7 protein-coding genes are annotated in these 15232 nt (G+C 40.2%); 6 read left to right on the forward strand and 1 reads right to left on the reverse strand.

The features are described from left to right. Window positions 1-4: 4 nt before the first annotated feature. Window positions 5-3130 carry an efflux RND transporter permease subunit gene (locus QUE72_RS03035; RefSeq protein ID WP_286271460.1) on the forward strand — a complete coding sequence of 1042 codons (3126 nt, stop codon included), beginning with the start codon at window positions 5-7 and terminating at the stop codon, window positions 3128-3130. Window positions 3131-3451: 321 nt separating this feature from the next. Next, complete coding sequence (locus QUE72_RS03040; RefSeq protein WP_286271461.1) at window positions 3452-4516, forward strand: formimidoylglutamase; 1065 nt, start codon at window positions 3452-3454, stop codon at window positions 4514-4516. Window positions 4517-4531: 15 nt separating this feature from the next. Here the strand turns inward: QUE72_RS03040 and QUE72_RS03045 are convergent, their stop codons facing one another. Next, complete coding sequence (locus QUE72_RS03045; protein WP_074498672.1) at window positions 4532-5260, reverse strand: FadR/GntR family transcriptional regulator; 729 nt, start codon at window positions 5258-5260, stop codon at window positions 4532-4534. Between the two features lie 242 nt (window positions 5261-5502). On the opposite strand from QUE72_RS03045, the gene QUE72_RS03050 reads away from it, so the two are divergent. The 4 genes from QUE72_RS03050 (at window position 5503) to QUE72_RS03065 (ending at window position 15225) form a co-directional block, all read left to right on the forward strand. Further along, window positions 5503-8652 (forward strand): glycoside hydrolase family 2 TIM barrel-domain containing protein, encoded by a 3150-nt coding sequence (locus QUE72_RS03050; protein ID WP_286271464.1) that lies wholly within the window; start codon window positions 5503-5505, stop codon window positions 8650-8652. Window positions 8653-8704: 52 nt separating this feature from the next. Further along, complete coding sequence (locus tag QUE72_RS03055) at window positions 8705-11035, forward strand: aminotransferase class III-fold pyridoxal phosphate-dependent enzyme (RefSeq protein ID WP_286271465.1); 2331 nt, start codon at window positions 8705-8707, stop codon at window positions 11033-11035. Window positions 11036-11346: 311 nt separating this feature from the next. After that, entirely contained in the window at window positions 11347-14061 is a 2715-nt protein-coding gene (locus tag QUE72_RS03060; RefSeq protein ID WP_286271467.1) for a TonB-dependent receptor, read from the forward strand. Window positions 14062-14157: 96 nt separating this feature from the next. After that, window positions 14158-15225, forward strand: coding sequence for a saccharopine dehydrogenase (locus QUE72_RS03065; RefSeq protein ID WP_286271470.1), 1068 nt, complete (start codon window positions 14158-14160; stop codon window positions 15223-15225). Window positions 15226-15232: the final 7 nt, after the last annotated feature.

Genomic DNA, 15232 nt, shown 5'->3' on the forward strand with positions numbered 1-15232 from the left:
TGATATGATAGAACGTATAATTCATTGGTCAGTCTTTAATCGCTTTTTTGTGTTATTGACGACATTAATTATCATTGGTATGGGTGTATTTGCCTTTAAAAACACCCCTGTTGACGCGTTACCAGATTTATCTGATGTGCAGGTGATCATTAAAACATCCTATCCAGGACAAGCCCCTCATGTGGTTGAGGATCAAGTTACTTACCCATTAACCACCGCCATGTTATCAGTGCCTGGGGCACAAACTGTGCGAGGGTATTCATTTTTTGGCGATTCCTACGTTTATATTATCTTTGACGATAACACCGATCTTTATTGGGCGCGTTCACGCGTCTTAGAATATTTGTCTCAGGTAGCTGCTAATTTACCTAGTTCAGCGAAACCCCAATTAGGCCCTGATGCTACCGGTGTTGGTTGGGTGTATCTCTATGCGCTTGTTGATAAAACAGGAAAGCACGATATTAGCCAGTTACGAAGTCTTCAAGATTGGTTTCTAAAGTATGAGTTACAAACCGTTGAAGGTGTTTCAGAAGTTGCTGCTGTAGGCGGAATGGTCAAACAATACCAAGTTGTTGTTGACCCCGATAAACTGCGCGCTTATGACCTGCCGCTGAGTTTAATTCAAACGGCAATTAAACAAGGTAATCAAGAAGTAGGAGCATCAGTGGTTGAAATGGCTGAAGCCGAATACATGGTAACGACTTCTGGTTATATTCAATCAATCAGTGATTTAAGTGCCATTCCACTCGGTTTAAATGCCAATGGTACACCTTTACTCTTAGGTGATATAGCAGACATCAATCTAGGGCCACAAATGCGTCGTGGTATTGCTGAACTTAATGGTGAAGGTGAGGTTGTCGGAGGCGTGGTGGTAATGCGTTATGGAGAAAATGCTCAGCAAACCATCGACGGGGTAAAGGCAAAGCTTAATGAACTACAGGATGGTTTGCCTGACGGTGTTGAAATTGTCACTGTTTATGATCGCTCAAGACTGATTGAAAGCGCGGTGGATAACCTTTGGTCAAAGCTCGTTGAAGAGTTAGCAATTGTTGCACTTGTATGCGTGGTTTTTCTTTTTCACGTGCGTTCATCAATGGTAGCCATTGTCACTTTACCACTAGGTATTTTAGTGTCATTTATCATCATGTATTACCAAGGGATCAATGCCAATATCATGTCTTTAGGCGGTATAGCGATTGCCATTGGCGCAATGACTGATGGCGCTATTGTCATGATTGAAAACATGCATAAACATATAGAAAAAACGCCGCTTACTAAAGAAAATCGCTGGCAAATAGTCGCGAAATCAGCGTCTGAAGTTGGGCCTGCATTATTCTTTAGTTTGCTTATTATCACCGTTAGTTTTTTACCTGTTTTCATTCTTGAAGCACAAGAAGGCAGAATGTTTGCTCCACTTGCTTATACCAAAACCTATGCAATGGCAGCTTCAGCAGGCTTAGCCATTACATTAACGCCTGTGTTAATGGGATATTTTATTCGCGGAAAAATTATTTCCGAACAGAAAAACCCCGTAAATAGAGTGCTTGTTGCGATTTATCAGCCACTTTTGAAAAAGGTGTTAACCTATCCAAAAACAACACTTATCGCAGCCTTTGCTATCACTTGTATAGGCTTTTTACCGTTAGATGAAATAGGCACTGAATTTATTCCGCCATTAGATGAAGGCGATCTGATGTATATGCCGACTACCTATCCCGGTATCTCTATCGGTAAAGCGCGAGAGTTATTACAGCAAACAGATAAATTGATACGTACTGTGCCTGAAGTGGAAACTGTGTTTGGGAAGGTCGGCCGCGCAGAAACTGCGACAGACCCCGCGCCACTTACGATGATTGAAACGTTCATTCAATTAAAGCCCCAGTCACAATGGCGTGAAGGCGTAACAACAGAAAGCTTAAAACAAGAGTTTGATCAGTTAGTACAATTTCCTGGTTTAACGAATGCTTGGGTTATGCCGATTAAAACACGTATCGATATGCTAGCCACAGGCATTAAAACCCCAGTGGGTATCAAAGTCGCAGGTAGTGATATTAAGGTGATCCAAGAGATTGGCCAACAATTGGAAGCCGTGCTTAAAGATCACCCTGGTACCGTGTCGGTTTATTCTGAACGTGTTGCCGGTGGTCGATATATTAAAGTGGATATTGATCGGATAAAAGCTGCCCGTTACGGTTTAAATATTGCTGATGTACAACAAGTCGTTGCTACAGCGATTGGCGGTATGAACGTTGCCCAAACGATTGAAGGCCTTGAGCGCTATCCGATTAATTTACGATACCCGCAAGACTATCGGGATTCGTCAGAGCAGCTACAGAAGTTACCCGTTGTTACCCCTAACGGTTTGCGCATAGCGTTAGCAGATGTTGCTAAAGTGTATATTGAAGATGGCCCACCGAGTATTAAAAGTGAGAATGCTCGCATCAACGGTTGGACATTTATCGATATTAAAGATGTGGATATTGGTAGTTATGTTGAAGGGGCGAAGGCAAAAGTGGCTAGTGAAATTGATTTACCTGCCGGTTATTCAATTACGTGGGCAGGACAATATGAATATATGCAACGAGCCCAAGAGAAGTTGAGCTACGTGTTGCCATTAACGTTGGCGATCATTGTTGTGCTGTTGTATTTGAACTTTAGAAGCTTTGCTGAAGTTGCCATTATTATGGGAACGCTACCACTTGCCATGATTGGTGGCATTTGGCTGATGTACATAGAAGGTTTTAACTTTTCTGTTGCGGTGGGGGTGGGTTTTATTGCCCTGGCTGGTGTTTGCGTTGAAATAGGCGTGATTATGCTTGTGTATTTAAATCAAGCCCTGAAAGAAGCGAAAGAAAAAGCCGTAGAACAGCACCGTGACTTTGACTCTGCCGCTTTAATAGAGGCCATTATGCAAGGTGCAGGCTTACGTGTTCGTCCGGTAATGATGACGGTAGCCACCATTATTATCGGCTTGCTGCCAATACTCTACGGTAGTGGTACGGGCTCCGAAGTCATGAGTCGAATTGCTGCCCCTATGGTAGGAGGCATGGTAAGTGCGGTGTTATTAACATTACTTGTGTTACCTGCGGTATACTTTTTATGGCATAAATCCTTACTCATTAAAGGTTAATGTTTTAGTGCTTTTAAGAAGTAATAGAGTCAGTGGTATGGTCATTGACTCTTTTTTGGGATTGTTTGTAAATCAGTTTTCATTGTTGGAGTTAGTGTCAATGAGGTTAAACTGTAATAGTTAGATGATCTTAATTTTAAATGTACCTGACCCCTTTTATTTTTCTTGTATATACAATTTGTGTTTGGCGCATTAAAATACTTCACATAAAAGGTTCTACGTTTTGCTATTTTACGTTCAAAAAACAGCGTGTGACGTTTACACTAAAAGGGTATTGCACATTGAATGTTTGCGTTGAAATACCCATCAAAAGGAATAGCTATGTTTTTGGTCTCATCAGAAAAACAATACTTAACACCATACTTTCAAAAAAGAGCAGGTGAGCAACGTCTTGGTGAAGTGATAAAAACCGTTGAATCTATGACCGATGGTGATCTTGTTACGACACTAAAAATGTTAAAAGCTGATGGCGTAAAATACATTTTACTTGGTGTTCCAGAAGATATAGGGCCACGAGCAAACTTAGGTAAAGCCGGTGCTGATAAAGGTTGGAAAGCGTTCTTAGCCAAGTTTTGTGCGTTACAACAAAACGACTTTATTCGTGGTGAGCAAATTGCGGTGCTTGGTCATGTGTATTGTGAAGATCTTCAAAAAGAAAGTGAACACTTACACACCTCTAGCGAAAAGCAACTTGGAGCAATGAGGAACTTAGTGAGTGAGTTAGATCACCGTGTTAGTCAAGTATGTCAGGTTATTTTTGCCGAGCAACTAATTCCCATTGTCATTGGTGGCGGGCATAATAACGCTTACCCAATCATTAAAGCGGCCAGCCAAAGTAGGCATGCTCCCATAAGTGCAATAAATTTAGATCCACATACTGATTTTAGAGCACCAGAAGGGCGTCATAGTGGCAATGGCTTTAGTTATGCTGCTAAACAAGGCTTATTAAACCGCTATTTTTCGTTAGGTATGCATGAATTAAAAAATTCAAAAGCAAATATTCAAGCTCTTCATGACTTTGGTTTTAAATGGGTTAGCTATCAAGATATTTGGGTTAGACGAAATCAAGATTTCAGATCGGCGTTACAAGCAGGACAAGAATATTTAAACGAAGTTGAACAAGCGATAGGCATTGAAGTTGATGTAGATAGCATCTCTTTTGTGCCTGCAAGCGCGTATACCAATTGTGGTATCAGTGTGCAAGATGCAGAATATTTTGTCTACAGCATGGGCTTGGAGCCTGAAAGCTGTTATTTACATTTAGCAGAAGGCGCGCCTGTTCAACACCCAAGTGGTATTGAAGCTGGCATGAATGATATTGGGCAACTCTATGCCTCACTGGTGGTGAGTTTTATACAAGCTAAACAGCGTGGCAACAACGAATAGTTACAAATAAATGCTTTAGGCTTTTGCTTCAGCTTCTGAGCGAATGATGGCTTCATCAATAAGTTTCAACGTGGCAGATTGTGTTGTCATGGCAAACTCATATGCTTTAGCTGCTTCACCATTTTTGATTGCTGCAAATAAATCGGCATGTGCTTGGTATTCGAGCTCTGTGACCGGCTTTATACGATTGGTGTAACGTAAATTTACTTGTAAGGCGATTTCAATAAAGTTTTCTAATTGTATGAAAAATGGATTTTTAGTAGCATTTAACACGGCTTTATGAAATTTCACATCAGCGTGATGAGTCGCTTCAGCGTCGTTATTCACCTCTGCTAGTTGCATATTTGATAGGGCTTGCTCGATATTTTCAAAATCTTCCGCGGTTGCATACTGCGCTGCTAAGTATGCGGCTTGTGCTTCAACAGGCTGTCTTAATTGCATAAAATGGCGCAGCATATACAAATCAGGCTTACCGACTAATATCCAACCGAGCACGTCTGTGTCAAACAAGTTCCATTTATTTTGTTCTGCGACTTGAATGCCTTTGCGTGGCCGTGAACTGATTAAGCCTTTTGCGGTTAGCATTTTGACCGCTTCGCGGGTTGCATTACGGCTAATATCGTAAACTTCGCCTAATTCAGCTTCAGACGGGAGTTTATCTCCGACTTTGTATTTACCTTTTAAAATTGAACGGCCAAGCTCGTGTACAAGTTGTTGTGTTAAATTTAAGTGCCTAGCGTCCATGAGTTACCTTTTACTGAATTCTAAAGCAGATTTTAGTCTGCATAATGTGCTGATAATAAATGAGTAATTTACTTTACTCCAGTAATAACTACACAATTGGTATATTAAATACTATAAATGATAAAAATGTTATTTAATAACATGGTGTTACAAAAGTAGTATGGAAAAAAGTATATTTATCTCTTGTCAGTAGTTTTGTATATTGTAGTATAAATAGTACAAAGTTTTACAGGTTTATAATAATGTTATTAAAAAAATTATCGAGTATCGCATTATTTTCAACATCGTTATTTGCAACATCAGCATCAGCGAATGAAGTGAGAGAGCCGTGGCGTGATCATACGGTTTTCGCGATTAACAAACTTGAACCACGGGCAAGTTTATTTCCTTATCAAAGCGAACAAGCAGCGCTTGTTGATATTAAAGAGCAAAGTAGCAACTTTATGCTGCTAAACGGCTTATGGGCTTTCGACTGGCAACGTTCGCCTAACGATGCAAAAAGTAATTTTCACTTACCTGATTTCGACGATACTGATTGGGGCACAATACCCGTGCCAGGTAATTGGGAAATTGAAGGCTATGGTTATCCAATCTATTTAGATGAGAGGTTCCCGTTTAGTACCAAATGGCCTGATGTACCAACAGACTACAATCCTATTGGCTCGTATCGAAAGCCATTTACCCTGCCAGAAAACTGGAAAAATAAACAAGTATTTTTGCATGTTGGTGCGGCTAAATCATCGTTAGATGTTTGGTTGAACGGCAAAAAGGTCGGTTTTAGCCAAGGAGCAAAAACGCCAGCCGAATTTAATTTGACGCCATATTTGCAAGACAATGAAAACTTGTTAGCGTTTCAAATCAGGCGTTGGACAGATGCCAGTTTCTTGGAAAGCCAAGACATGTTGCGTATTTCTGGCATTGAGCGTGATGTCTATCTGTTTGCAACTGAAGCACAGCATATTTTTGATTTTCATGCGCAACCTAAATTAAATAAAGACTTCACACAAGGCGAACTTACCGTTGATGTTACGGTAGAAAATTTTCAAAAAGCGACAGAAGCACGTTTAGTTGAATATAAGCTACTTGACCCTAGAAAAGGAATGAAACCAGTGCTTAAGGGTCAGAAAAAAGTAACACTTTCTGGCGGCAAGAGCACCGAAGTTAGCTTAGCGAGTAAGCTGGATAACCCTGCTCTTTGGACCGCTGAAACGCCAAATTTATATACGTTAGTAATTAACCTTAAAAACAATAACGGTGAAGTGATTGAATCGGTTAAAGACGATATTGGTTTTCGCCATATAGAAATTAAAAACGCACAGCTATTGGTTAACGGGCAAGCCATTTATATTAAAGGTGTTGATCGCCATGAAACTGATCCACGAAAAGGTCATGTGGTTGATAAAGCATCAATGGAACGCGATATTCAGTTAATGAAGCAATTTAACATTAACGCGGTACGTTCAAGTCATTATCCAAATAATCCATATTGGTATGATTTAACCGATAAATATGGATTGTATGTGATTGATGAAGCAAACATAGAGTCACACCCGTTAGCGACAAATAAGGCCACGCAGATTGGTGATGAAGAAAGCTGGATCCCAGCACATATTGATCGTACGCGTCGTATGTATGAGCGTGATAAAAACCACCCTTCTATTATCATTTGGTCGTTAGGTAATGAAGCGGGTGAAGGTAAAGTATTTGAAACAACGTACCAGTGGTTAAAAGATAACGATGGTACGAGACCTGTGCAATACGAACCAGCAGGCACTGAGCATTACACCGATATTTTTGCGCCGATGTATCCTTCTATTGAGCGTTTAGTGAAATATGCAGAAAGTAAACCTTACCGACCTGGCATTATGATTGAATATGCTCATGCCATGGGGAACTCGGTTGGTAATCTTAAAGATTACTGGGCTGTTATTAAAAAGTATCCATCACTACAAGGTGGTTTTATTTGGGATTGGGTAGATCAATCACTCGAATATGTTAATGAGCATGGTCAGAAGTATTATGCTTATGGTAAAGATTTTCATCCTGAGTTACCTACTGATGGCAATTTTTTAAATAACGGCTTAATGAATCCTGATAGAAAACCGCATCCTCATGCTTATGAAGTGAAAAAAGTCTATCAAAACATCAATTTTTCTAAGGTGGATATTCAGCAAGGTACTTTTGCGATTGAAAATGAATTTTTCTTTACAGATTTAGACCAATATCAACTGAAATGGAACATCGCAGCTGACGGTAAAACTATTGCTAGCGGCAAACAAAAAATGCCTACGGTTCAACCGAGAACCACAGCTAAAGTAACGTTGCCAATTAGTAAGTTAATATATGATGGCAGCAAAGAGTATGTCATTACACTAAGTGCGGTGATTAAAGATCAGCAACCGTTACTGCCAATAGGGCATGAAATTGCGTTTGAGCAGTTCGTTGTCAGTAGTAAAGAAAAGGCAAACACCTTTGTTCAAGCGGATAAAAGTGCATTGATTAAGCTTGAAAGCCATGAAAAAGTGAGCTATCAGGGCAAGCGCTTTCAAGCAAGTTTTGACAAGAAAACTGGTTATTTAGTGGGTTACACACTAGACGGTGAACCCTTATTGCTACAGCCGTTAAAGCCTAATTTTTGGCGTGCGCCTACCGATAATGATTTGGGGAATAACATGCAAAAATGGGCTGCTATATGGCAAACAGCGGCACAGAAGTTAACCTTGAGTAAATTTGACACTAACGCTAATCGTGTAACTGCGCATTATAAGTCACCAGACTTCAAAGGCACATTCACGCTTGATTATCAGCTTGCAAATGATGGTAGTGTTCAAATTACGTCATCACTCGATTTAGTTGATGATCAAACACTTCCTAATATACCGAGATTTGGAATGCAGCTGGTTATGCCAGGTACATATGAACACCTTACTTGGTATGGAAGGGGGCCGCACGAATCCTATTGGGATCGCAAAACGGGGGCTAAAATTGCTTTGCACCGCGCTATGGTTGACGAACAAATTGAGCACTATATTCGTCCACAAGAAAATGGCAATAAAACCGATGTTCGTTGGATGAGTATCACCAACAAACAAGGCGCTGGTTTTAAAGCTGTTGGTGAACAAGTATTAAATACAAGTGCATGGCCATATTTACAAGCCGATATTGATTTTGCACCGGGTGATGCTACAGCTTCTGCTTCTGGCTTAGTGCCGGTAACGACTAAACACGCTATTGATGTGCCACGTAGAGAGTTAACCACAGTGAATATTGACCACCTGCAAATGGGCGTAGGCGGCGATACATCATGGGGACGTCTAGTACATGAGCAATACACCATCAAAGCACAAGATTTACGCTATCGTTTTATCTTAATGCCGATAACTGTTAAATAAAGACTTTGGCGAGTCTGTATTAGGCTCGCCATATAACCGTTAAGAGATAACCATGAATTCAGTCACACCAACATTTTCTATTGAAACACTAATAACGTTATTACAACATCATTATCAATTAGATGGCGAATTAACAGCACTGGCAAGTTATTGTGATCAAAATTTACTTTTGGTGACAGGTGAACAACGCTATGTTGTTAAAGTAGCTTCTAGTGCCGAAAAGAAAATTGAATTGATGATGCAAAATGAAGCCATGACGCATTTATCAGCCCATGAGTTACCTGTGCCTCAAATGGTAAAAAACCAAGATAACCAGCAGATCACTGAAATAGTCGATACTCAGCAGAACACCTTTTATTTACGGGTATTAACGTATTTACCGGGTGATTTTTATGCGCAAGCGAATCAACAAAACATGTCTTCAGGTTTGTGGCAAGATCTTGGTCGATTTATGGCCAAGGTGGCAAACACCTTACACGACTTTAAGCACCAAGGTGCGTATCGCTATTTTGATTGGGATTTAGCGCACGGCTATGCTATTTGCCAAGATAAAAAACAATACCTAACCCAAGAGCAAAAACCACAAGTTGATTATTTTTTAGCAATGTATCAAGCCCATGTGGCCCCCAACTTAGCAAAACTACCTTGTAGTGTTATTCATAATGATGCCAATGATCATAATTTGCTTGTTGATCAACCCCATACGCCAAGAAAAATTACGGGTTTGATAGATTTTGGCGATATGGTATTTAGTCAAACGATTAATGAATTAGCGATTACGGCTGCTTATGCCATGATGGAGCAAGCAGATCCTCTAGCCACGTTAGCCAGTACAGTTGCTGGTTTTCATGAGCTATATACGATCAGTGACGATGAATTTGATGCGTTACCTTATTTAATTGCGTTAAGACTTTGTACCAGTGTGTGTAACGCCGCTAAAGCAATCAATGAGCAGCCAGATAATGAATACTTGTTAGTTTCAGTTAAGCCGGCATGGCAATTACTCGCTTTGCTTAAAAAAGTGAATTTTTATGCCATTGCTTGCCAATTAAAAGTTGCGTGTGGTATTAACCCTGACCAAGGAAAAACTAAGGCTCAGATCAAAACATTTCGTGAAAAGCATTTAGGAAAAACCTTAAGCCTAAGCTTTAAAGAACCATTAAAAATTGTACGCGGCCAAGGTGCCTATCTTTATGATGAGCAAGGAAACCGTTATTTAGATATGGTTAATAATGTGTGCCACGTCGGGCACTGCCACCCTAAAGTAGTGGCTGCTGGGCAAGCTCAGATGGCAAAACTAAACACTAATACTCGTTTTCTTCATGACAACTTAGTCAATTATGCTGAAAAATTACTCGCGACCATGCCAGAGCCGTTATCGGTTTGTATGTTTGTCAACAGTGGCAGTGAAGCTAATGAATTGGCTTTCCGTTTAGCGAAAAATTATACCGGTTCAACAGAGCTATTGACGGTTGAAGGTGCGTATCACGGCAATACCAATGCCTGTATTAATGCTAGCCCTTATAAATTTGATGGTCCTGGTGGTGAAGGGGCAAAAGATTATGTACATAAAGTGATGTTACCTGATCCTTATCGTGGCAAATACCAAGGAAATACCGCCGCCAGTGCTAATGCTTACGCCGAAGATGTGCAACGTGCGATAGATGAACTTGCTGAGCAAGGTAAAAAACCTGGAATGTTTATCTGCGAGTCGCTACAAGGGGTCGCGGGGCAGATCATTATGCCCGATGGCTACTTACAAGCGGTGTATACAAAAGTACACGATGCTGGCGGAGTTTGTATTGCTGATGAAGTACAGGTTGGATTCGGTCGGGTAGGAAGTCATATGTGGGCGTTTGAAACCCAAGAGGTGGTGCCAGATATTGTTACCTTAGGTAAGCCTATTGGTAATGGTCATCCGATGGCTGCGGTGATCACTACGCAAGCAATAGCCGAAGCCTTTGTTACAGGCATGGAATATTTCAACACCTTTGGTGGTAACCCTGTCTCTTGTGCAATAGGTGCCGCGGTGCTTGATGTCATCAAAGAAGAGCAACTGATGGAAAATGCGCAACAAACAGGCGATTACTTACAAAATGAATTATGTAAATTACAACAGCAATTTGATGTCATTGGTGATGTAAGAGGGTTAGGCTTGTTTATTGGCGTTGAACTGGTTGAAAACCGTATAAGTAAAGCACCTGCCACTGAACTTACTGCTCTATTAGTGGAGTTTATGAAAACCCAACACATCATTTTGAGTACTGAAGGACCATTTTATAATATCTTAAAAATTAAACCGCCTATCGTGTTCAATGAACAAGATGCAGATATGTTTATTAATGCATTGACTAAAGGCTTGCAAACACTTGGGTGTGATTAGCTCTCATAAGTGTTAATCAAGAGAAAGAGGCAAAATGCTATGTTGTAACAGACGTGGCATTTTGCCTTGTGCGTTAAAGGCGTAATGCATTTTATGACTATTCAATCATTTCAATTAAAAACTAAAAAAATATTTACCTTTAAAACATAAACTTACATTTTTTGTATGCAATATATCTGCATATTTTATATTCAGCCGTTTACTTTTAATCCTTAAATATACTATTATCTGATTTATACTATAAATACGATAGTATTATAAGTGTGCATTAAGACACGCGCTTAAGTGACATGACAAACAGAGGAACAGATATGAAAAACGGCAAGCCTTTTAAGCTCAGCTATTTAACGTCTTTACTTATGTTAAACCTTGGGGTATCAGGTATTACATGGGCAGATGCGAATCAAGCGGAAGAAGAACAAGCAGAAAAAGACACTGAAGTGATCACCGTGACAGGTATTCGCGGTAGTTTGATTAATTCAGTAGGTATTAAACAAGACTCTGGCAATGTAGTAGATGCGATATCCGCAGAAGATATTGGTAAGTTTCCAGATCAAAACGTTGCTGAATCATTACAGCGTATAACGGGTGTTTCAATTGATCGTAGTGGTGGTGAAGGGCAGCTTATTACTGTGCGTGGTATGGGGCCAGAATTCAACTCTGTATTATTAAATGGTCGTACCCTTGCAACAACAAGTGGTGGTAGAGCATTTAGTTTTGACATCTTAGCGTCTGAACTTATTAATGGTGCTGAAGTTCATAAAACGCAATCAGCAGCCCTACAAGAAGGTGCGATTGGTGCAACAGTAGATATCAGCACTGTTAAGCCGTTGGATTTCCCAGGATTTAAAGCCGTTGGCAGTGTCAAAGGCTTGTATGATGACATGACAGGTAAGATGAGCCCGCAATTTTCCGGCCTTATCAGCAGTACCTTTGATGATGATAAGTTTGGTGTACTGGCTTCCTTTTCACATTACAAACGTGAAAGTCGTTACGATGAGGCGAATACAGCTTATTATTACAAAACTGAAGACGATTTAGACGGTCAAAATTATGGCGAAATTTATTTCCCGCAAAACTATGATCAAATCGCACAAACAGAAACGCGTGAGCGTAACAGTGGCACATTAGTACTCCAATATAAGCCAACAAAAGATGTAACAGTAACCGCAGATGCACTGTATTCAGATTACAATGTGCAATACCGCCAAGATGTATTTCCAATGTGGTTTGAAACAGGCAACGTTAGAAACCCTGTTATTGATGAAAACAATACTTTAGTAAAAGCTGATTTTGTTGACAGTTTCATCGAAACCTTAGTTCGTCAATCAGATGCTGACAACAAGTTAAAAGCCTTTGGTTTAAACCTTGATTGGCAAGTAACTGATAACTGGGGTTTAACAGCAGATATTAATACTTCTAAAGCAGAGCATGATCCGGGTAAAGGTTGGTCAGATGTTGTTGCAGGTCGCCCTGGTGAATATAACTATGATCGTACCTCAGGTGATTTAGTACCTACCATGACGTTTGAAAATTTCAAAGATGGTGATGTACTAACCGCAGGTTGGGCGTCTTTACAAGGTACTCGTGTTGAAGATGAAGTACTTGAAGCGAAAATAGATAACGACGTATATGTTGAAATGGGCCCATTAGTAAAAATTGGTTTTGGCTTGCATTATTCAGATCGTACTTTAGGTTCTACCTACGCTGAAACAGAAAATCCACTGCCGTGGACGTATGCCGATAACAGCTCGCGTATTCCATTACCAGCAGATATGTTATGGACCTACAACGCCGATGGCTTTTTATCAGGAGGTTCAGGTAACCCAACTGAGTTCTGGCCAACGTTAAATTCAGATGATTTATTTGCCTTCTTAGGTACGGATGAAGCGATTTCACAGCTAGATGATCCTGAGTTAGTACGTGCAATTTTCTCTCGTGCTGGTTTTGGCATTGTTGATGACCCTACAGCGTATGAAGTCAATGAAGAGTTAAAATCTCTTTATACTGATTTCTATTTTGAAGGCGAAGTAAATGAAATGCCTTGGTCAGTAATTGCAGGCGTACGTTATGTAAAAACAGACAGTACATCGAAAGGTAATCAAGTAGCACTTTTAGATTTAATTGAATCTAATGAAAAACCAGGCGAAGTTCGCGCAATAACCTCAGATGATTATGTGGCTGTTGAAGTTGGTCACAGCTATAGCAATGTTTTACCTAGCTTGAACAGTAAGCTTGAAATTACCGATGAGCTTATAGCTCGATTTGCATGGTCTAAAAGTTTAACGCGTCCTGAATTGGCTGAAATGTCACCACTAGCAAGTTACGGCGATGGTCCTATTGATCAATTATTTGGCTCTGGCTCTAACCCAAAATTAAATCCATTTGAATCTACTAACCTAGATCTAACACTCGAATGGTACTACCAAGAAGGCAGCTATGCAGCAATTGCCGCCTTTACTAAAGATGTTGATGGTTATTTAGGCTCAGGCGAAACGGAAGAAACGGTAACAGTACCAAGTGGTACATATACCTATAAGATGTCGCGTCCAATCAATGAAGACAACACCAAAATTGATGGTTATGAAGTTGCGGTTCAGCACATGTTTACCAGTTTGCCTGCACCATTTGACGGGTTAGGCGTTATTGCAAACATGACGTTTGTTGACAGTGAATCTACTGCCGATGAAGGTGCAGAAAAGCTGCCATTAATTGGTTTAAGTGACTCGCAGAACTTGATTTTATTCTATGAAAAAGACGAGATTCAATTCCGTATTGCTTATAACAATCGCGATCGTTTCATGCAGTCTAAACCTCAAACATGGCGAGATGGCCACTATGTTGATGACTATAAACAAGTTGATATCAGTGGTAGTTACGACCTGAATGAAAACCTAACGGTATTTTTTGAAGGGATTAATATCACCAACGAGCTTTATATCAAAAATGCAGAATACGCTAACCAAACGTTAACGGTTACTGAAACTGGGCCTAGGTATTCGGTGGGTATTCGAGGCAAATTCTAATTATTGAATTGAGTTAATATTAAGTCAGTCAGTATTTTTACTGACTGACTTTCATTTTTTGTTTTTGAATTGATTAAACGAGAAGTACATATTTTTATGAGTCAAACGCATATTTGGTTACGTGCCGAAACAAAACCTCAGGAACAACGTACCGCGCTAACCCCTAAAGGTGCAAAAGCATTGATTGAAGCCGGCTTTAAAGTGTCGGTTGAACAGGGGTCACAAAACATTTTTAACATTGAACAATACCGAGCCATGGGGTGTGAAATTGTCGCACAAGGAAGCTGGCCACAGGCACCCAAAAGTGCTTTTATTCTAGGGTTAAAAGAATTACCTGAAGATAGTTTTCCATTGGTTCATAAACATATTTATTTCGCCCATGCTTATAAAGATCAAGCAGGTGCAAATGACATATTATCACGCTTTAAACAAGGTGAAGGTGCACTATACGATTTAGAATTTTTAGTCGATGAAAACCAACGCCGAATCGCCGCTTTTGGTTACTGGGCTGGCTTTGCTGGTGCAGCGCTTGGCGTATGGGCTTGGGCAAATAAACAACTTGGAAAAACAGCATTATCGCCTGTGAGCTCCTTTCCCGATCAAGAAAAGTTATTAAATGAAGTGTCGGCGTTGCTTGCACAATGTGCAAATAAACCAAACGTCATGGTTATTGGTGCAAAAGGGCGAAGTGGTTCCGGCGTACTCGGCTTAGCCAAAGCATTGCAATTAAGCACCATTGAATGGGATATGGAAGAAACCGCGGTAGGCGGGCCATTTGAGCAAGTGAATGATGCGGATGTATTAGTTAATTGTGTATTGGTTAACCAGGACTTGCCGCCTTTTGTGACGCTTTCTTCCCTTGATTCGGCAGAACGTAACCTAAGTGTTATTTGTGATGTTAGTTGTGATCCGTACGGTGATTATAACCCGATTCGAATTTATGACCATTGTACCACCTTCAATAATCCGACGATCGAAGTACTATCACCGCCAAATAGTTTACATTTAATTGCGATTGATCATTTACCTTCATTATTGCCAAAAGAAAGCAGTGAAGATTATGGCCAGCAGCTAGTGCCTTATTTAGCATCTTTACATGATTTGAGTCTGCCTGTTTGGCAAAAAGCACTCGATATCTATCATCAAAAAACGACAAACCTATAAGAGAACT

Origin of the sequence: Thalassotalea hakodatensis, from assembly GCF_030295995.1 — a bacterium.
Taxonomy (GTDB): Bacteria; Pseudomonadota; Gammaproteobacteria; order Enterobacterales; family Alteromonadaceae; genus Thalassotalea_C; species Thalassotalea_C hakodatensis.